The organism is Clostridium chromiireducens, from assembly GCF_002029255.1.
Taxonomy (GTDB): Bacteria; Bacillota; Clostridia; order Clostridiales; family Clostridiaceae; genus Clostridium; species Clostridium chromiireducens.
The window spans coordinates 47,737-69,158 of the sequence record NZ_MZGT01000022.1; the positions used below are offsets into that span (position 1 = coordinate 47,737).

At 28.5% G+C, this 21,422-nt stretch carries 20 protein-coding genes; all 20 read right to left on the reverse strand.

What is annotated here, in order from left to right:
* Positions 1-12: 12 nt before the first annotated feature.
* Complete coding sequence (locus CLCHR_RS09655; RefSeq protein WP_079439505.1) at positions 13-2,643, reverse strand: AAA family ATPase; 2,631 nt, start codon at positions 2,641-2,643, stop codon at positions 13-15.
* A 328-nt stretch (positions 2,644-2,971) separates the two neighbouring features.
* Complete coding sequence (locus CLCHR_RS09660; RefSeq protein ID WP_079439506.1) at positions 2,972-3,202, reverse strand: hypothetical protein; 231 nt, start codon at positions 3,200-3,202, stop codon at positions 2,972-2,974.
* A 789-nt stretch (positions 3,203-3,991) separates the two neighbouring features.
* Positions 3,992-4,462, reverse strand: coding sequence for a GNAT family N-acetyltransferase (locus CLCHR_RS09670; protein WP_079439508.1), 471 nt, complete (start codon positions 4,460-4,462; stop codon positions 3,992-3,994).
* 86 nt (positions 4,463-4,548) lie between these two features.
* Positions 4,549-5,178 (reverse strand): histidine phosphatase family protein, encoded by a 630-nt coding sequence (locus CLCHR_RS09675; RefSeq protein WP_079439509.1) that lies wholly within the window; start codon positions 5,176-5,178, stop codon positions 4,549-4,551.
* A gap of 13 nt (positions 5,179-5,191) precedes the next feature.
* Positions 5,192-6,202 carry a type II toxin-antitoxin system antitoxin SocA domain-containing protein gene (locus tag CLCHR_RS09680; protein ID WP_079439510.1) on the reverse strand — a complete coding sequence of 337 codons (1,011 nt, stop codon included), beginning with the start codon at positions 6,200-6,202 and terminating at the stop codon, positions 5,192-5,194.
* 37 nt (positions 6,203-6,239) lie between these two features.
* Positions 6,240-6,641: a hypothetical protein gene (locus tag CLCHR_RS09685; RefSeq protein ID WP_079439511.1), complete on the reverse strand. Its 402-nt coding sequence runs from the start codon at positions 6,639-6,641 to the stop codon at positions 6,240-6,242.
* A 193-nt stretch (positions 6,642-6,834) separates the two neighbouring features.
* On the reverse strand, positions 6,835-8,127 hold the full coding sequence (uraA, locus tag CLCHR_RS09690; protein ID WP_079439512.1) for a uracil permease: 1,293 nt from the start codon (positions 8,125-8,127) through the stop codon (positions 6,835-6,837).
* A 465-nt stretch (positions 8,128-8,592) separates the two neighbouring features.
* Positions 8,593-9,408 carry a sporulation transcription factor Spo0A gene (gene spo0A / locus CLCHR_RS09695; protein WP_079439513.1) on the reverse strand — a complete coding sequence of 272 codons (816 nt, stop codon included), beginning with the start codon at positions 9,406-9,408 and terminating at the stop codon, positions 8,593-8,595.
* 596 nt (positions 9,409-10,004) lie between these two features.
* Positions 10,005-11,195 carry a SpoIVB peptidase gene (gene spoIVB, locus CLCHR_RS09700; protein WP_079439514.1) on the reverse strand — a complete coding sequence of 397 codons (1,191 nt, stop codon included), beginning with the start codon at positions 11,193-11,195 and terminating at the stop codon, positions 10,005-10,007.
* 232 nt (positions 11,196-11,427) lie between these two features.
* Complete coding sequence (gene recN, locus CLCHR_RS09705; protein WP_079439515.1) at positions 11,428-13,113, reverse strand: DNA repair protein RecN; 1,686 nt, start codon at positions 13,111-13,113, stop codon at positions 11,428-11,430.
* Between the two features lie 18 nt (positions 13,114-13,131).
* Complete coding sequence (locus CLCHR_RS09710) at positions 13,132-13,584, reverse strand: arginine repressor (protein ID WP_079439516.1); 453 nt, start codon at positions 13,582-13,584, stop codon at positions 13,132-13,134.
* Positions 13,581-14,435: an NAD(+)/NADH kinase gene (locus tag CLCHR_RS09715; protein WP_079439517.1), complete on the reverse strand. Its 855-nt coding sequence runs from the start codon at positions 14,433-14,435 to the stop codon at positions 13,581-13,583. The genes CLCHR_RS09710 and CLCHR_RS09715 overlap by 4 nt, the downstream gene beginning before the upstream one ends.
* A 16-nt stretch (positions 14,436-14,451) precedes the next feature.
* Positions 14,452-15,261, reverse strand: a complete 810-nt coding sequence (locus CLCHR_RS09720) for a TlyA family RNA methyltransferase (protein ID WP_079439518.1) — start codon at positions 15,259-15,261, stop codon at positions 14,452-14,454.
* Positions 15,262-15,273: 12 nt separating this feature from the next.
* Positions 15,274-17,130: a 1-deoxy-D-xylulose-5-phosphate synthase gene (gene dxs, locus CLCHR_RS09725; RefSeq protein WP_079439519.1), complete on the reverse strand. Its 1,857-nt coding sequence runs from the start codon at positions 17,128-17,130 to the stop codon at positions 15,274-15,276.
* Positions 17,131-17,147: 17 nt separating this feature from the next.
* On the reverse strand, positions 17,148-18,017 hold the full coding sequence (locus CLCHR_RS09730; RefSeq protein WP_079439520.1) for a polyprenyl synthetase family protein: 870 nt from the start codon (positions 18,015-18,017) through the stop codon (positions 17,148-17,150).
* Complete coding sequence (locus CLCHR_RS09735; RefSeq protein ID WP_079439521.1) at positions 18,004-18,228, reverse strand: exodeoxyribonuclease VII small subunit; 225 nt, start codon at positions 18,226-18,228, stop codon at positions 18,004-18,006. Before CLCHR_RS09735 ends, CLCHR_RS09730 begins: the two co-directional genes overlap by 14 nt.
* 150 nt (positions 18,229-18,378) lie before the next feature.
* The gene (gene xseA, locus CLCHR_RS09740) at positions 18,379-19,587 is read right to left on the reverse strand and encodes an exodeoxyribonuclease VII large subunit (protein WP_079439522.1); all 1,209 of its coding nucleotides are present in this window, start codon (positions 19,585-19,587) and stop codon (positions 18,379-18,381) included.
* A complete protein-coding gene (locus tag CLCHR_RS09745; protein ID WP_079439523.1) occupies positions 19,577-20,425 on the reverse strand; it encodes a bifunctional methylenetetrahydrofolate dehydrogenase/methenyltetrahydrofolate cyclohydrolase in 849 nt (282 codons plus the stop codon). The genes xseA and CLCHR_RS09745 overlap by 11 nt, the downstream gene beginning before the upstream one ends.
* 19 nt (positions 20,426-20,444) lie before the next feature.
* Positions 20,445-20,846, reverse strand: coding sequence for a transcription antitermination factor NusB (nusB, locus tag CLCHR_RS09750; RefSeq protein WP_079439524.1), 402 nt, complete (start codon positions 20,844-20,846; stop codon positions 20,445-20,447).
* A gap of 156 nt (positions 20,847-21,002) precedes the next feature.
* The gene (locus tag CLCHR_RS09755; protein ID WP_079439525.1) at positions 21,003-21,383 is read right to left on the reverse strand and encodes an Asp23/Gls24 family envelope stress response protein; all 381 of its coding nucleotides are present in this window, start codon (positions 21,381-21,383) and stop codon (positions 21,003-21,005) included.
* Positions 21,384-21,422: the final 39 nt, after the last annotated feature.

Sequence of the window (21,422 nt, forward strand, 5' to 3'; positions counted from 1 at the left end):
TCACTTTTTTATCTATTCTTTTATATCATCTATAATAATTTTAAGTAATTCTTCTTTATCTCTAATATCATCTTTTATAATTCTGCCTGCTTGTTTCATTTTTATTTTCTCAAAGTATTTTCTTACTAATCTTCCATTACCAAAATTTTTATCTTTATTATTATATTGAATTTCAAACTCAGATGTTAATTCTTGTTTAGCTTCTTCTGTAAGAACGTAACTTTCTCTTATACATAGTCCTTCAAAGATTTCCATTAGTTCACCGGCATCGTAATCTGAAAATTCTACTACTAATTTTATTCTGCTTTCCATGCCTGGATTTAAATTCACTAAATCTTTCATTTCTTTTGTATATCCAGCCATTATTACAACTAACTTATCTCTATTATCTTCCATTTCTTTAATTAATGTAGCTATAGCTTCTTTTCCAAAATCATTCCCACCACTACCATTTAGGCTGTAAGCTTCATCAATAAACAATATTCCACCATAAGCTTCTTTGATTTTATTTAAAGTTTTTGGAGCAGTCTGCCCAACATATTCTCCAACTAAATCTGCTCTAGTCACCTCAATCATATGACCTTTTTTTAGCACACCTATAGTTTTTAATATTTTTCCTAGAATTCTTGCTACTGTAGTTTTTCCAGTCCCCGGATTTCCTGTAAATATCATATTTAATGAAATATCTTCAGACTCTATGCCTAGTTCCTTTTTTCTATGTTGTAATTCTAATGTATTTATTATGCCTTTTACAATATTTTTAACCTCACTTAGTCCAACTAAACTATCCAATTCTTCTTGCAATTCTTTCATCTTATCTCGTGCATTAAATTCCAAATTCACCCCAAAATCTTCAGAAGATAAAGTTAATAATTCTTCTTTAGTAACTTCGCTATCCCCGATTCTATAAGCCTTTTCTCTTATAGCTGATTCCAGGATATTTCTCGCTACTCTAGCATTAGCGAAATTTTCATCAACCTTTTCTATTTTTATTTTCTCTAAAAAGGCTCTTTCTCCATCTTTATTTAGCTGATAGTAATTTTCATTTGCCATACTTTTAGCAATTTCAACTAATTCATGATCTTTATAATCTTCAAATTCAATCTCTAAATTAATCCTGCTTTTTAATCCAGGATTTAGTTTCATTAAATTTCTCATTTCCTTTGTGTATCCTGCTAGAATCACTGTGAACTTATCTCTTTTATCCTCCATTTCCTTAATTAAAACTTCTATTGCTTCAGCTCCATAATCGTTGCTTCCTTCTCCACCCTTTGCTAGAGAATACGCCTCGTCGATGAATAAGATACCACCCATTGCATTATCGATCGCTTTTTTTGTGAGTTTTGCGGTTTCACCTATAAAACGACCTACAATTGAACTTCTATCAACTTCTACCAATTGCCCTTTTTCCAAGATTCCCAGATAATAAAAAATATCTGTAATCAATCTCGCCACTGTCGTCTTTCCAGTTCCTGGATTACCCAAAAATAAAAAATGATAACTTTGGCTGATATTCTTCTCTATTCCCAAAACATTTGCTCTATTATTCTCATACTTTATGAGTTGCACTATTCTTTTTATTTCTGTTTTAACGTTATTTAATCCTATTAAAGCTTCAAGCTTATCTAAAGCCTCTTCCAAAGAAGCTGAATTTCTGTCTCCATTTTCTTTTGATCTCTCCTTATGCGTAAAATTATTTTGATTAACTATTTGTTTATTTGAAATATCTTCATTTTTCTTTGAATATTCTTCTTTTACTTTTTCCATTTTATCTTCGCTGGAACTTACTAAATCTTCATTTTTCAGTCCCAAATCCATGATATTATCAATCGAGGATTTTATCTTGTTCTCATTTATCTTAAACTCTTCATTTAGATTTAAATTATCGGAATTCTCTTTATCTTGTCTAAGTTCTAATTCTTGGTTCATTCTGGCTTTACTTAACATTACTTTTTCATATATCTTAGAAACATACATTGTTGCCTTTTGAGCAATATAGGAATCAGTGTTTTCAATTATACTCCTCTTGCATTCTTTTAAACATTCAAAATAGTTCCCATTTATGTATAAAAATTTAATTATATCAAAATCAAGATCATCATCATTACCTAATCTTCTAGCTTTTCTTAATATCTCCAAAGTTACGATTTCATCTTCACCTTTTGCAATATAGCATTTACTTAACAATCTTGTTGCTTTGAAATTTTTATCATCTATACCTACAGCTAAAGCAGCATATTGCAATGCTTCGTCATAATTGTTTCTGTAAAGTTCAATTTTTCCAAGAGTAATAATAGCATCTAAATTGTAATGGTCTAATTCATATGCTTTTTTAGAATAATTATAAGCGCTTTCAAAATCATTTATCTGAAAAAAACAACAGCCAATAAGCCCTAAGTACTTGTTGTTATTCTCATCGTAATAAATTGCTGTTTTTAAACACTCAGTTGCTTTTAAGTATTCCTTGCAATAATAATAAGTTAACGCTAAAAGATAGTGCAACCCTGGATGATCACCGAAACACTTTATAGCTTCTGAGAGTATTGTAGTGGATTTATTATAAAAACGATTATTATTATATTGTTGTATCTCACTTTGAAATCTATGAAATTGCATTTTATCATGTAAATCAGTGTAGTCCATATTTCCTCCTCTCAAAGCACATAAAGTTCTCAATATCTTATCTTTTCATATTTATATATATTCTTACTTTAAATTCTCTCATCTCCAAAATTATATCATAAGTCCAATTTTTTTCATATTACAACCTTTACATTCACAATTATTTAATTGTGAAATTATATAACCTTAAAAAGCCATAGAAAGGATTTTCTCCTTACTATGACCTTATTGCATTTTGCATATATTTACCTAGCTAAATGGATTTAAGAAAATAACTACAGCATTTGTGGCAAGCTCACCAATTTAGTATTAAAGGTCCTTGGTCTACTATTTTCCCAATCCCTTTCCATTATCCATTAATTATTTCAGCTTTAAGTAAACTGCTCTTAAAAAGTATAATTTGTTTATTCTCACTATTTAAACTCACAGATATTTCATCATCTTTTAACCATTCATACAACCTATTCATATCTTTACTACTAATTTGTATAGTCTCATGTAAAGAATCTACACTAAATTTCATAATTTTATCACTGGATATAAATTCAATTGCTATTTGTCTAGACATATTTTTATTCATAATTTACACTCATCACAATCCCTTGTACACATTGTAAAGCAGCAATTTTAATAAAAGATTATAAACTCAAACTTTTTTTGTTTCACCCCTAACATATCTTCTTAAGATTCATAATTCCATAAAATGTTTACTATGAAACTAATCTATTTATATTATAGTCTCATACTACATATGCATTATATTATAGTAAAATATTTTCTTATAATTCACCTTCTTTTTTAGAATTATTTAGACTTTTTTACTCCTAAATAATATCTTAATTATTAATTTGATTTAAAGTTGAAATTAAACATTATTAATTTGAATATAAATAATAATTATTATGTCATTATACAATAATAATTGTATTACGATTTTCTTTGCTAAATAATTCTTCATACATTATAATTTATCTATAAAAATCTGTAAATTTTAGCAAAAGGGGTGTTATTGTGGGATATATAGAAATATTAAGACTTAAGCAGAAGATATTCTTCAGAAAAACTTTGCTTAACTGCTTACTGCTTTTTTTTATTCCCAAAAATAAATTTATTATTTCATTATCGAAAAATTTGGACAAATATATTACTCTTTACCAAAGGCATTTAAATTATCAATATTATTTACAAAATAATAAAATATAATTCATTCAGATACATACAATAATACAATCAATTGTAATAATTTAGTTCGAAATTTTATATGAATTAAATAATAAAAAATACAGTCTGGTTTGACTGCATTTTCTATTAAATATGATTTAATGATTACAATTACAATAATTTTGTTATTATATCCCAAAACTCTACTCTATAAGGATTTTACATACCATACATCACATGCATAATGTTCAGTCTCTAATATAGGTTTATCGAGCTGAACAAATCCATTCTTCTGATAAAATTTATTCGCAGCGACCATGTTATTAAATGTTTCAAGATAACATTTATCATAATATTTTTTTGCAAAATCCAATGATATTTTCAATAATTCCTTTGCTATTCCAGTCCCTCTTGCCTCTTTTAGGGCATACATCTTCTGTAACTCACATATATTCTTAGTATTTTCTAATGGACCAATACCACATCCACCGATAATTTTATTGTCTTTTTCAACAACCCAATATTTTGACTTTTGATCTTGATAAACTTGATAAAAACAGCCTAAATTTGGATCAGACCAAGCGCATCCTGGTTTATTTGCACCAAATTCTATTAAACAAGTTCTTATTAGAGTTTCTACTTCTTTATTATCTTTTTCTTCTATTTCTCTTATTAACATAAATAAGTACCCCCGTAATTACGCTAAAAAATATCTTTCAACTCTTATAGCATACTTTGCATTTAATGATTGAATACACATAATAATTAAACTTTCTTTATTTTATCGCCAATATGATTAGTGTCATTTAATGATAGTATTGATGGCATCAATTCATCATTAAAGTTTATTGTATTTATGCATGTATTTCCAAGCAAAATTTTATGATACATTGTCATATCCCATTCAAATATTCCAATAAGCCCAGCTTTAATAATTCCACCATGCGCAACAATTATTATCTTCTTACCTTTATGTTTTGAAACAATATCAAGAATACACTTTGATGCTCTATTCGCAGCATTTCTAATACTTAAATCTCCACCTGAGATATAACTTTCTACTTTATCTGTTCTCCAAGCCTTAAATATTTCAGGATATTTTTCACTTATCTCATGTATCGTCAGCCCCTCCCATTCACCAAAATTTATTTCTCGTATTTCTGGAGCTGTTATGACCTCTTTATCCGTATCAGATGCTATTATATTTGCTGTTTTTAGTGCTCTACTAAGAGGGCTTGTATATATATAGTCAAAATTACCATTAAGACGTTTTTTCAATAATTCCGCCTGTTTAATTCCTTCTTCTGATAAATCAATATCAGTACATCCCTGAAATCTACCTTGTGTATTCCACTCTGTTTCACCATGCCTGATAAGTAATAATGTTGTCTTCATGTCTTTCCTCTTTCTACATCGATATTTTATTAAATAAATCAGTGCTGTATTTTTGAATATCTAATAGATTTAATATATTATATTTTTCTTTAACACTTATAACGTATTCTGAAATTAAACTTTTATCTATTATTATCCCAAAATCTTCTTCGTCTAAATCTGTAGAACATGTATTTTTTGTTCTAGATAATATCCAAGGTGCTTCATTTTGAGTCATTTGTTTTATAATTTTCCCACTATAACAACCATAAAACTTTATTACACTTTCTACAATATTTCTTTCAAAATCATCCAAAGTTAATTTGTCATTACTTAAAATCCCGCGATGAACCTCTTTATAACCAAATATTCTATATCTTTCACGTATACTTGCATAAACAGGCCCATCAATTGCAGCTTTACAATCCTCTTCAAAAATAAAAGTATTTGTAAACATGTAATAAAAACTCTGTACAAAGTATAATAATTTTTGTAGAGTTAAATCTGTAAAGTCCTCACCTCTAATTAAAATATATTTTATTACAGCCTCCATCTTCACTTCAATAATTTCTGCATTTAATAAATTTCTAACTGTCTGCCTACTTTTACTGTAACTAATTACATCTAATTTATCTCTGTTTGTTTGTAATACTATTGAATAATAATCTATGCTTTCATATATTTTTTTAAGCACATTGGAATGATCTTTTAGAGGCATATCTCCATTCAAATATCTTTTTAACGTATAACTCTTCCATCCTAGTAATAACGATAATTCCTCATTACTTATAGAATATTTAGTTAAGATATTCTTAATTTCCATAATACTAATAATATTATGTCTTATTTTATATTTTTCATATAATACATTCAAATTGTGATCGCAGATATCAGAAACAAAAATTTCGTTGCCACATGCTTCGCAAATAGCCTCTTTAGCCTCAAAACTTATTTCTTCATTATTCAAAACAGAAGTTTTTTTATTTCTTTGTAATTTATACTCTTTATTGCTCATACAATGTTCACAGTATGCTAAATTCTTCATATATATATCCCTCCTTTAAAGGTTGGAACTAATAATTCTATTTAAAAAGATATGTACTAGGTTTATTTCTCTTATGCATCGACACTATAATTCTATATTCTTCTAAATCGCTATGTATTATATTAAATTTCAAATATATATCAACCAATTCTTTAATTCCTTCAATATTATATAATTCTTCTTGAGAACAAAAGACATATAAATTATTTTGTTCTATACCCTCTTTCATATTTTGAAGTCCATAACAGAAATTTGTATACTTTAAATTGAATAATATATGGATACGTTTATTTTCGTTTATGTTATATTCCTGAATAAATTGAATATTTTCAAACTTGTTATCTTCAAAAGATATTGTATATCTACCTTCTAAAGCACAATCTCTTATAATTTCCACTAGATTTTTGATTTGATTCTCCGAGTAATCTTTTAATAACATTTTTTCACCACCTTAGCAAAATATAGATTATATTTTACATAACAAAAGCGTATCATCTAAAAGTATGTGTGTCAATAAAAGCTAAAAACAAGAACTTTGTTTATACTTAACGTAAAAAATAAGGGATAATAAAGATTCTTCTCCATTATCCCCTGTACATTATCATTTAAATTTCTTTATTTTCCGAGCAATTTTATTCTGCTTCGTTCATAATTCCTAGTTTATCGAAAATCATGAAACAAATACTTATTAACATTGCTACAATTGTAGCTAATCCCATTCCTTTTAGCTCGATAGTTCCTAGCGTTAGTTTTATACCACTTAATCCTACTATAAATACTACTGATGTAAGTATTAAATTTCTTGATTTAGCGAAATCAACTTTTTCTTCAATAAAAGTTCGAAGTCCAGATGTTGCTATTGTTCCAAATAATAAGAAGCTAATACCTCCTATTACTGGAGTAGGAATTGTACTTATAAGTGCTGACATCTTTCCTGAAAATCCTAAAACTATAGATATTAATCCTGCTCCTACAATTACATATACACTATATACTTTAGTTAGTGCTAGAACACCAATATTTTCACCGTAAGTTGTTGTTGGCACAGAACCAAACATTCCTGAAATAATTGTTGATAATCCGTCACCTAATAAAGATCTGTGAAGTCCAGGATCTTTTGCTAGGTCCCTACCTACAATACTGCTTGTAACTTTTAAATGCCCAACATGTTCAGCTACTACAACAAAAGTTGCCGGTAGTATTGTTAATATTGCATTCATATTAAAATGAGCAACCTTTATGTTTGGTAATACAAAGAAGTTTGCATTATTTACAGTACCAAAATCTACTAGTCCCATACAAAATGCTGTAATATATCCTACAATTACCCCAATAAGTATTGGTATAACTTTTAAGAATCCTTTTAATAATACATTACATAAAATCACTGTACCCAACGTTACCATTGAAACTATTACCCATGTTACATTTAAAGTAGGTGAATTACTTAATCCTACTGGAAATCCTGCTTGATCAGCAGCATTACTAGCAAGTTCTAAACCTATAATTGTTATTATTGATCCCATAGCTGCTGGTGGGAATAATTTATTTATCCATCCCATTCCAGTATATCCTACAATAATTGCTATCACTGAAAACGCTATTCCAACAAATACAAATCCACCTTGTATAGTTTGGAAATCATAACCTTGGCTATATAAAAGTAAAACTGGCGAAATAAATGCGAAACTTGATCCTAGATAAGCTGGAATCCTCTTTTTAGTGATAAATGCATATAGTAATGTACCAATACCATTAAAAAATAGGACTGTAGTTGGATCAATTTTGAAAATAAGTGGCACTAAGACTGAAGCACCAAACATTGCGAATAAATGCTGGATACTTAATGGAATTGCCTTCTTTAAAGATAATTTCTCTGTTACGTCTACAAAATCTTTTTCATTTTTAATATTATTATTTGTCATATGTTCCCCCTTCTTAGTTTCTCTGAACTAAATTAAAAGTATGCTTTACAAAATGTAACACAAATATATGTATTTTGTCAATAACATTATAATATTTTCAGTTAATTATTTAAAAATTTCACAAATGTGAATTCATTAATTTACTTTTAAATGCCACAATGGTTTTGTAATCACTTTCAAGTATTGCCTTAATAATCTCTCTCATCTGCATTTCGCATTTTATTTTCTCCTTTGTTACATATCTATAATTCTTAATTCGCAACTTCTTTTTTTAATCTAACACTATTTTTATTATTTTTGTAATTCTCGGCAATAAAAAAACATCTTTTGTATATCAGTCTTAAAACCGAAGTACAAAAGATGTTTATCTAATAATTCAATTTAATCTTTATAGGTATAAAACGTTGAAATCCATAGTGATTTTTATAGATATTATTGCCATGACATTTCGCACAAAGAATCCTATTAAGACACTTTATTCTTAAGTCTTAATTTATCAGCTATAATCGCGATAAATTCACTATTTGTTGGCTTGCCTTTATCATTATGAACTGTATATCCAAATAATCTGTTTATAGCCTCTATTTGGCCTCTACCCCATGCAACTTCTATTGCATGTCTTATTGCTCTTTCAACTCTTGAAGCTGTTGTATTGTACTTCTTAGCTATTGAAGGATATAACTCTTTAGTTACTGCTGATAATAATTCCATATCGTTAACAACCATAGTTATTGCTTCTCTTAAATACATGTACCCTTTAATATGCGCAGGTACTCCAACTTCATGTATGATACTAGTAATTTCTGTTTCTAAATCTATAGGTGTCTTTGTTTTTGTTTCATTTGAAGAAATAATTGATGATTGATATGAAGTTCTAATACTTGTTTCTTGAAGTGTAGAAGAATTAAACATTTCTCTTATTCTTTTTGTAAATACTTCCATATCAAAAGGTTTTACAGTATAATAATCTGCTCCTAGTGTTATAGCCTGTTGAGTAATTTTATCCTGCCCAACTGCTGATAATATTATTATTCTTGGAACTTTCTCTAATTGCATTGTATTTAATTTTTCAAGTACACCTAACCCATCTAGATGAGGCATGATAATATCAAGAATTACCAAATCCGGTTTTCTTTCTACAATCAGCTCTAATGCCTCTCTCCCATCTTTTGCAATTCCTGTAACAATTATATCTCTCTGATTTAATAAATAATCATTTAAGATGCTACAAAATTCCTTATTATCGTCAGCAATAAGTACAGATATTTTTGAATCTTCCATATCTTTTTCTCTCCTTTTGTCCATTCTAAAATTATGTTTAACTTTTTATTTTATTTACCCATATAACCTTTCTTATTGAATAATGTCACTCTAAAATTTTTATAACATAAGGTTATTTCAACAAATTTTTGTAAGATTTCTTTTTATTATAGGGGTATGTACCTTTCTTATTGAATATCCATTAATATATTTAATCTTCGGTAAATATTTAATAGGTTTTATTGTTTTAATGTATTTATCTTCCACTATTTGTAAATTATACACTTTTTTTCTCAGAAAGTAAATAGTTTATATTAAAATACTTTTAGGTATTTTTATAAATAAACTTGTAACTATATATTTCCTTAATTCTCAATTATTTAGATAATATATATTTATTATATAATTATATTACTTTTTCTACAATGTATATTTATTATAGTAATAAAATTATACCAAATTTATTTAATTATGCTGAAAATTCCTAGACAAATCTATTTATTCTACTATTTTTCTTCAACAACACTTTTTAATGAAATTTTGATTATTTTAAATTCTGACTGTTACTATCATAAAATAATAAAATTAGGTGAAGCATTCTGCTTCACCTAATTTTATTATTTTATTATTCCTGCATCTTGCAGCATCCATTCAATATATATACCATACCCTGTATCTGGCTTATTTATAAGCACATGTGTTATAGCTCCTATAATCTTTCCATTTTGTATTATGGGACTTCCACTCATTCCTTGGACTATTCCTCCAGTTTTCTCTAGTAAGCGTGGATCAGTAATTTTAATTACCATACTTTTTGAACCTGCATTAGATTGATTTAATAATTTTTCAATTTCAATATCATATTCTTGAGGTCCAGTTTCATCAATTGTTGTTATTATTTTTGCTTTTCCTGTAGTTATTTCATCCCTAAATCCTACTTTAAGCGGTTTTATTTTTTTGTTTAGTGCTTCAGTATTTTTAATTTCTCCAAATATTCCACTTTGCGTGTTCTTATCGATGCTTCCAGTTGGATTTTCTTCATTTAAGAAAATTCCTTTTAATTCACCCGGTGAACCTCTTTCACCTTTTCTTACACTTATTATTGAAGATTCTAAAACATCTCCTTTTTTGATTAAGAAAGGTTCATTTGTATCACAATCTGTAATTGGGTGGCCTAACGCACCAAACTTTTTCGTTTTGGCATCAAAAAACGTCATTGTTCCTACTCCTGCTGTGGAATCTCTTATCCATAAACCGATTTTATAATCTTTATTATTTTCTTTTTTTAAATGTATTATTTTTGATAGATTTTCTCCATTTCTTAATATATCGACTTTTATATCTTCCTTATCACATTCCTTAATAGTTTTTAGTAAGTCAAGAGAATTTTCCATTTCTTCATCATTTATCTTTAAAATGACATCTCCAATTTCTAATCCTCCAACTTTACCAGGACTTTCTTCTTTTTTATTGTCAATCTCTATATCAGAATATCCTACAATCAGTACACCTTCACTATTTACTCTTACACCTATTGGATTTCCACCTGGATAAAGTTCTAATTCTTTTATTTTTTGAACTTGTAAAGATTTCAGTGGTATCATTCCTAAAAACTTTATTTCATACTCATCATCATTTTCACCAGATTTATTTATTGTATTTCCTATAGGTGCAATCGATAATACTGTTTTTTCATCTTTAGTGTAGATTTTATTTGGCAATTTCCTTATACTTATTGTGGTCATTAAAATTAGAATCAGGATTGGAGTCATAATTAAACTAGTTGTGCATAAAAGTTTTTTCTTCATATTTCTCTCCTCCTTCTACTTACTAATATTAATTTCCCCACTGCACTCAAGTCTTATCCTATAGGAACGTTGTTATTGTAGACAAAAAATTTAGCATCTACTAAATTTTAAGTATATATATTTTCATTTCTTTTACATCTTTTATTAAAAAATTCGAAAGCAATTTAAACAAAAAAATAAAACCACGCAATCGCATGGTTTTATTTTTACCAATTTTTATTTTGATATGTATTTATTTTTTAATTTCTAATTTTTTTGCTTCACTTAATCTTATCATTTCTTTGACATTATTTAATGTTGCCTCAGTAACATCATCACCTGCTAACATTTTACTTATCTCCAATTCTTTTTCTTCTTTTAATAATATTTTTATTTTAGTAAATGTCTTATTGTCCATTACTCTTTTCATTACAAAATAATGATAATCTGATAGAACTGCTATCTGTGGCAAATGTGTTATACATAAAATCTGATGTGTTTTAGATAACTGGTACATTTTTTCTCCTACTCTTTGCGCAACTGCTCCACTAATTCCTGTATCTATTTCATCAAAAATTAGTGTAGGAATTTCATCTTTTTCTGCAAAGACACATTTTAATGCTAACATTATTCTAGACAACTCGCCGCCAGATAACACCTTTTCTAATGGCATCAACGGTTCTCCTGGATTTGTTGATATTAAAAAACTTACATCATCAAATCCTCTTTCATTAAACTCTCCTTGTATCACGCTTATTTCCATTCTTGATTTTTCTAAGCCTACAAACGCAAGTTCTCTTAATATTTTTTCTTCAAGAAGCTTACTTTTATCTAATCTAAGATCATGAATAACTAAAGCAACTTCCTTCATTTTAGATAAGATTACCCTTTCCTTTTCCTTAAGGGCTTCTATTATCTTTTCTGAATTTACTATCTCATCATATTCCTTTTTTATTTTTTCATGATATTGTAAAATTTCCGGAATGGTCGGTGCATACTTTTTCTTATAAGTATTAATCTCATAAATTCTAGCATTTACTTTATCTAAAGCATCCTGATCATAAACTACATCTTCAGCCATATCTCTAATTTCATGGCTAGCTTCCTCAATAATATAAAATGCCTCTTCAATAGCCTCCTTATTCTTCTTAATTTTCTCAAAGTGGCTTTCTACATTTGATAGTTCTTGAATTACCTTTGAAATTGAGTCAATTACACTAAATTCTTCATTTCCATTTAAAATCCCAAATGATATAGCTAAACTATTATTTATTTTTTCAGCATTTGCTAAAATATTATACTCTTCTTTTAATGTTTCTTCTTCATTCTCTTTAAGTTTAGATTTTTCAATATCTTCAATTTGAAATTTTAAATAGTCAAGTAATTTCTCTCTATCTGTATTTCCAGAAATCCTTTTTATTTCTTCTTTAACATCAAATAGTTCTTCCCTCAAATTACTGAATTTATTTAAAGGATCTATTATTTCATTACCTATAAAGCCGTCCAAATATAATATATGAGTATTTCTTTGTAACAGATCCTGATTTTGATGTTGTCCATGAATGTCCAAAAGTCTTGCTCTAATCTTTCTTAACTGTGATGTAATTAAGCTTTTTCCGTTAACTTTGATTAAATTCTTTCCACTTATGTGACTTTCTCTAGAAATAATTAATATATCATCATTCTCAATATCTAGTTCTTCTAAAACAGTTAACACTTTTGAATTTTCTATTGAAAATAACGCTTCTACATAAGTTTTATCTTCACCAGTTCGTATTAAATTTTTGGAAAATTTACCACCAAGAACAAAGTCTATTGCATCAATCATAATAGACTTTCCAGCTCCCGTTTCTCCAGATAATATATTAAATCCTTCACTAAAATTAATTGTCAGTTCCTCTATTAAGGCAAAATTTTTAATATTTAATTGAATCAGCATTTCATCCCACCCTTAAATTTATGATGACATTCTTTTTCTTATCTTATCTACTAAATCCTCAGCACTTTCAATACTTCTAACTAAAATAAAAATTGTATTATCTCCAGCTACAGTACCTGCAATATCTGCACTTTCCAGATTATCAATAGCCTCAGCTGTAATTGGCGCTGAGCCAGTTATGGTTTTTATGACAACCATTTTATCTACATTTTCTACAGAAAGTACAGTATTTGCCAAAATGTTACTTAATCTATCTATGATGTTTTTTTGTTCCCCTGTTGACACTACATATTTAGACTTACCATTACCTGACTGCATCTTAATTAATTTCAAATTCTTTATATCTCTTGATACAGTAGCTTGTGTTACATCAAAACCTTCTTTTTTCAATACATCTGCTAATTCCTCTTGAGTTTCTATTTCTCTTGAACCTATGATTTCCAATATTTTTGTATGCCTTTTTGATTTCAAAGTTTCTCACCATCACATTCTTTAGAATTATTTAAAATCTTACTTCTTAATACTTTAAAATAATCATAATCATCAAAAACAAGTAATTTTACATTCTTTTTATTTTTGCTTAATTTCACTGAGGTTTCGTGATCAATTTTTATTGCTTTTTGGCCATCCACAGTTAAATATATTTTTTCTTCTTCATGATCTGCATATATTTCAATCAGACTATCACCCTTTAATACAATAGTTTGCATGCTTTTTGTGTGCGGACATATTGGTGTTATAGTTATTAGCTCCAAATCTGGATATATAAATGGACCTCCTGCCGAAAATGAATATGCTGTAGATCCAGTTGGTGTAGCTATTATTAGTCCATCACCTTTAAACGTCGAATATATTTTGCCATCTACGAATATCGTAAATTTAACCATCCTTGATAATGTTCCTCTAGCTAGTACTACATCATTCAACGCTTTTAGTTCTTCGTTATTTGTTGGTGATTCAACTTTACAATTAAGCATCATTCGATCAACAATTTTGTATTTGCCACCTTTTAATTTTTTCAATGCAATATCAATATCTGATATATCAACACTTGATAAAAAACCTAAATTGCCTATGTTTATTCCTAAAATAGGTGAATTAAAACTTTTATTTAGCGATCTAGCTATTCCTAAAAGAGTACCATCTCCGCCAAGAACAACAAGTAAATCAATACCACTCAAGTCCTGTTTTTCTATATCAAAAGAATTAAAAACTGCTACATCATTAACATTAAATTCTTCTCTAAATTTTTTAACAACCATATTTAATATTTTATCATCTTTGTCTTTTGACGGATTAATTGCAATCCCAATATTATTCATAGCTCCTCCAAAGAAGTTAAATTTCTACGTGTGATTCTTCTACTACTATATCTATATCTTCTAATCTAAAATCACTTTCTTTATTCTTATCTTTCGTAAAATAGACCAAATATTCCCTATTCCCCTCTGGTCCTTTAATTGGGGAATAACCTACTCCCAAAATATTTAATTCTTGTTGAATTAGAAAATTAACAATATCATGAACTACTTCTTTATGAGTACTTATTTCTCTTACAACACCTTTTTTACCAACCTTTTCACGACCTGCTTCAAATTGAGGTTTTATAAGTGCTACAACTTCACCGCTGCCTTTTAATAGATTCAAAGTTGCTGGCATTATCTTTTTTAATGATATAAAAGACACATCTATTGAAGCAAAATCCAAAGGCTCTCCTATATCCTCCAATTTAACATACCTAATGTTTGTTCTTTCCATGCAAACTACTCGATCATCAGTCCTTAACTTCCATGCAAACTGTCCATAACCAACATCTACAGAAAAAACTTTAGCAGCTCCATTTTGAAGCATACAGTCAGTAAAACCACCTGTAGATGCTCCTATATCCATACAAACTTTATTTTCTAATGAAATATCATATGAGTTCATAGCTTTTTCTAATTTAAGTCCACCTCTACTAACATACTTAAGAGTTTCTCCTCTATATTCTATATCAGCACTAAAACTTACTTTTTCACCTGCTTTATCTACTTTTTGGCCATCAACATAAACTTTCCCCTCCATTATACATGCTTTCGCTTTTTCCCTAGAAGTAATTATGCCCTTTTCAACTAAAAGTAAATCAAGTCTTTCCTTTTTTTCTGCCATTTGTTTCTCCTTTTAATCATAAAGCTTTATAACAGCCTTACTTATGTTTTCGCAATCTAATTTGTATTCTTTATATAAAACATCTACATTTCCTTGAGGAATAAATTCATCATTATAACCAAGTGACCTAACAGTTCCTTTATAATCAATATCACTTAAGTAATTTTTTATTGCCGAACCTAATCCACCTTTTAAGATATTATCTTCTATTGTTAAAATATTATATCCTTCTTTTTTAATTTTTTCTAGTAAATCTTTATCAATTGGTTTGATGAATGTTGCATTTACTATTGTTGGATTTAATCCCTTTTCATATAATATATCCTTTGCAAGCATTGCGTGTTGAACCATTTTGCCAGTTGAAATAATACATACTTTAGAGCCTTCACTCAAGATCTCCCATTTACCTTCTACTACTTCTTTGATTGGAGAAAGTGTATTTATTATGTTTCCACCACGTGGATATCTAATAGCTACTGGTGCATTCCTATTTAACGCCCATTTTAACAATACTTCGACCTCTTCTAAGCACTTTGGAGTCACAATATGTATATTGGGAATCATTGATAAATATGATAAGTCATTAATACCTTGATGTGTTTCACCGTCTTCCCCAACTATTCCTGCTCTATCTATTGCAAACACAACTGGAAGATTTTGAATGCAAACATCGTGAAGTACTTGATCAAACGCCCTTTGTAAGAAAGTTGAATATACAGCAAAAACAGGCTTTAATCCATTGCTAGCCATTCCTGCCGCTAAAGTTACAGCATGCTCTTCTGCTATACCTACATCAAAAAATCTATCTTTATACTTTTGTGAAAAACATCTAAGTCCTGTTCCTTCTGGCATTGCCGCAGTAATAGCTACTATTTTTTCGTCTTCCGCCCCAAGGTTTGTTAATGCTTTACCAAACGCTTTTGAGTAACTATTTTGAGGAGATACGTTTAATTCCCCACTTTCTAGATCAAACTTACCAACTGCATGATACTTACTAGGACTTTCCTCTGCTAAAGCATAACCTTTTCCTTTTTGAGTTAGAACATGTATTATTACTGGTCCACTAACTTCTTTAGCTTTTATAAAAACTTCAGTCATTACATTTATATCATGGCCATCAATTGGACCAATATATTTCACTCCCATATTTTCAAAAAGCATTGAGGGTACTACTAATTGCTTTATGCTATCTTTAACTCTAGATATTTTTCCTGCTATATTTTTTCCTAAATCTGAATTTTCTAAGGATGCGTGAATATCAGTTTTTAGCTTATTATATCGAGGTGCTATTCTGAGTTTATTTAAATACCTAGAAAGACCTCCTACATTTCGTGAAATTGACATTTGGTTATCATTTAGAATTATGATTAAATTTGTTTTTCTAAATCCTACATCATTTAAAGCCTCAAGGGCCATTCCTCCTGTTAGGGCACCATCACCTATTACAGAAATTACACTATATTTTTCTTTATTCAAATCTCTCGCTCTTGCAATCCCTAAAGCTGCTGAAATAGATGTACTACTATGTCCTGTATCAAAATAATCATATTTACTTTCATTTCTCTTAGGAAATCCACTGAGTCCATTATGCTGTCTAAGTTTTTTGAACCCATCTTTTCTCCCAGTTAAAATCTTATAAATATAACTTTGATGACCTACATCCCAAACAATTTTATCTTCATCAAAGTTAAAAGCCTTAAATAAACTTAATGTTAATTCTACCACACCTAAGTTGGACGCTAAATGTCCTCCTGTTTTAGAAACACTATCTATTAAGAATTCTCTAATTTCATCACTTAAAACTTTAAAATCATTTTCATTAAGCTTTTTTAAATCTTCTGGGAAGTTTAATTTATCTAACAACTTCATAATAATCAGTCCCTTTATTAATTTTCTCTATTTAAAAGAGTATATGTCAATTCAACCAAGCATTCAGCATTAACGCTTAAGTTTTTGAGTATATTTATACAGTCTTCCGTTAATGATTTACATAGTTCGATACACTTTTCTAACCCAAAAACTGATATGAAATTTGTTTTATTACGTTCTTCATCAGCATGTGTATTTTTGCCTAACACATTTTTATCTCCAACAACATCCAAAATATCATCTTTAATTTGGAATACCATCCCTAATTTACTTCCATATTCCTCTAACGATCTTAAATCCTTTGCAGGTGCATTAGCTAAAATACCTCCCGCAAGAATTGATGCTTTAATAAGCTCACCAGTTTTTTTTGAATGCATGTATTCTAATTGATCTTTTGATATTTCTTCACCTTCTGATATTATGTCAACAACTTGACCTCCTATCATCCCTTCAGCTCCAGCCGCGACAGCTATTTCATAAGCTGCTCTCAGTGAATTTCCACTATTACCCAATGCATAATTCATCATAAGTATCATGGCTTCATTTAGTAATGCATCTCCTGCGAGAACGGCAATATTTTCTTTAAATTTAACATGATTTGTGGGCTGACCTCTTCTTAAATCATCATTATCCATGCAAGGCAGGTCATCATGAATTAAAGAGTATGTATGTATCATTTCGATAGCAGCCGCCATAGGCATTATCTTTTTATAGTCTTCCTTATATATATAATAAGTTAAAGCTAATAATATGGGACGAATCCTTTTCCCTCCGATATTTAAGCTATAACTACATGAATCATATATGATTTTATTGTATGTTCCTTTATTCTTAAAATAATTTTCTAAATATTCATTAATTTCTTTTTTTAGATTATCTATCTTCATTATTTTCACTAAACTCCACTTCATTCTCTTCCTTGATTATCGAAATTTTTGCTTCATATGAATTGAGAACTTTGTAAATTTTATTTATAAGTTTAACTCCATCTTCATAAGATTTCATTGATTCTTCCAAATTCAAATCATCTGTCTCTAAATTACTAAGTATATCTTGAAGTTTAGTTAACATTTCCTCATAACTTTCTTTTTTAGCCATATCTTAAACTCCTTGTTTTAAATAAATTGAAAAATGTTAATTAATTTCTTTACATCATATTCAATAAGATACTAAATTGTCATATAATTATTAAATAAAAATAATTACTCAATTTAAATTAAATCATTAATCTTAATTTAAATCTTTTTTTCACTTAATATCATTTGATGGTATAAAATCACCTTTCACTTTCCCATCCTTAAGAATAATATTTAAATTCACTGTTTCTTTCAATTGTTCCTTCGATGTAATTATATTTTTTTCATCATCCTCTATTATAGCATATCCTTTAGAAATAACTTTAATTGGATTATGGGCAAGAAGTAAATTATTTAGACTTTCAATTTTATTTTTTTCTCTAATCATTTTTGTTTTAATCACATAATTTAATCTTACATGAAGTTTATCTAATTCCAAGTATGAATTAGATATTTTAGTTATTGGAGAATGAATTTTTAAAAGCCTTTCAGCTCCCAGCAATTCCCTTTTATATCTATTAAAATTATCATTTATCTTTTTATCTAAAATTCTTGATGCATCATAAAGCCTCTTCCTTATATCTTCGCTTAATGGAACTGCAATTTCTGCACCTTGAGATGGAGTTGCAGCTCTAATATCTGCAACAAAGTCACAAATTGTAAAATCTATTTCATGTCCCACTGCAGAAATTATAGGTATTTTCGAATTAAAAATAACTTTTGCTAATTCCTCTTCATTAAAATTCCATAATTCTTCGATAGATCCACCACCTCTACCTACAATTATTACATCTACTGACTTTTGCTTATTAAAATAATTAATTCCATTTATTATTTCTTTGTATGCACCTATTCCTTGAACTTTTGCTGGATAGAGCACCAGATCAACGAGACTGCTTCTTCTAGTTGCAACATTAATAATATCTTTAATAGCTGCTCCTGTTGGAGAGGTAACTATTCCTATTCTTTTAGGATTTTTCGGTAATGCTTTTTTATGATCTTCATCAAAATATCCCGCTTTAGACAACTTCTCTTTAAGCTTTTCAAATTTAATAAATAATTCTCCTAATCCTTCTTTTCTTATTTCATCACAATAAAGTTGGAAACTCCCAGTTGCAGGATATATAGATGCTCTTCCTTTGATGATTATTTCCATTCCTTCTTCAAGAGAAAAGTCCAACAAGACTGCATTACTTTTAAACATCACACAATTTATTCTTCCATTATTATCTTTCAGTGTGAAATAAATATGACCACTGCTGTGATATTTTAAATTAGAAATCTCCCCTTTTACAGAGAGATTACTTAAAATAAAATCATTGTCTAACATTCTTTTGATATAGTTTGTAACTTCGGATACCGTTAAAGTTTTAATATTCATTTTCCTTTAAAGCCTCACATGCATTCTTTATTAAAAGTGTTGTTGTTAGTGCTCCCACTCCACCAGGAACAGGGGTTAATAACTTGCATTTTTCAATTACTTTATCAAAATCTACATCTCCAGTTATTTTCCCTTCAAAAGATGATGTTCCAACGTCTATTACTATGGTATTTTCGTTAACATAAGATTCATCAATAAATTTAGGTTTACCAATAGCTACAACTAAAATATCTGCACCTTTACAAACTTCTTTAAGATTCTTAGTTTTTGAATGACATATTGTAACCGTCGCATTTTCATTTAATAAAAGTTGCGCTACAGGTTTCCCAACTATATTACTTCTTCCAAGAACCACCACATTCTTACCCACAATATCTATATTTAAACTTTTAATTAATGTCACCACAGAATTTGGGGTGCATGGTAAAAATTTAGGTTCCCCCATATATAACTTTCCTTGACTTTCAAATGTAAGACAATCAATATCTTTATTAGGAGATATTTCCCTAATTATTTTCTTTTCATTAAATTTTACTGGAAGGGGTAATTGAAGAATAATTCCTTGCACACCATCATCTTCATTTAGTTTATGAATCTCAGATATCACATCTATATCATCACATACCTCGGGTAAAGTTACTTTAACAAATTCAACTCCAAGAGAATTAGCTACTTTTTCCTGACTATTCATATAATAAATAGAACCACCATCATTACCAACTAAAATTGATGCTATTTTAGGTATTTTAAGTTTTTTTTCTTTTCTATCATCAACAAAACTTTTTATATCTTCTTTTACTTTTAATGCCACTTCTTTACCGTTTATAATTTGCCCCATTTTAAACACCTGCCATAAATTAATTTTCTTTAATCTTATCTAATACTCCGTTTATAAACGCTACGCTTTTTTCATCTGAATATCTTCTAGTAATTTCTAACGCTTCGTTAATTGCAACTCCTCTAGGAACAGATTCATCATATAATAATTCATATGTAGCTAATCTCAATATGCTTAAATTAACTTTAGATATTCTTTCTATCTTCCAATTATGTAAATTACTCTCAATTATTTTATCAATTTCTTCTTTATGATTATCAAACCCTATTAAGGCTTGTTTTACATATGTCAAATCTATTTCTTTTATATCACCTTCATAATTTTCCACAAATGACTCTATTGCCTCTTCAATTGTATCCTTACTTAAAGTTATGCCAAATAATAACTCCATAGTTTTTTCCCTTGATAATTTTCTATTCATATAGTCCTCCTAAATATGTATCATAGTTAATTATGTACATTTATAATTATACACATTTTTGTTTTGTTTTAAACCTTAGTATTATTAAAGTATAAATCTATTTGCTTATATTCACATAGAAACACCCTCTGAAAGTTTCAGAGGGTGAAAATCAAACTAGATAGATTCACTTTCTTCCTTTTTAGGCAAATATACATTTTGAACATAAATGTTAACTGCTTCAACATATAATCCTGTCATAGCTTCAACGGTTTTCTTAACATTATCTTGCACCTGTGCTACTACATCCATTATTTTTTTTCCATATTCAACGGATACATTCATATCTATAATTGCTCTATCTTCTTCTAGTGTTACTTTACTAGCTTTAGCAGTACTTTTCTTACCTTTAAATATATTTGTTAAGTTGCTAGCAACTCCCATTTGACCATCTAAAATTCCATCAATTTCTTGAGCAGCAATACCAGCAATAACACTTACTACTTCATCTGAAATTTTAACTACTCCAATATTGTCTTCTCTTATTAAATCTTCCATGTTACTTTAACCTCCTAGGTTTTGTAATAACAAAACATG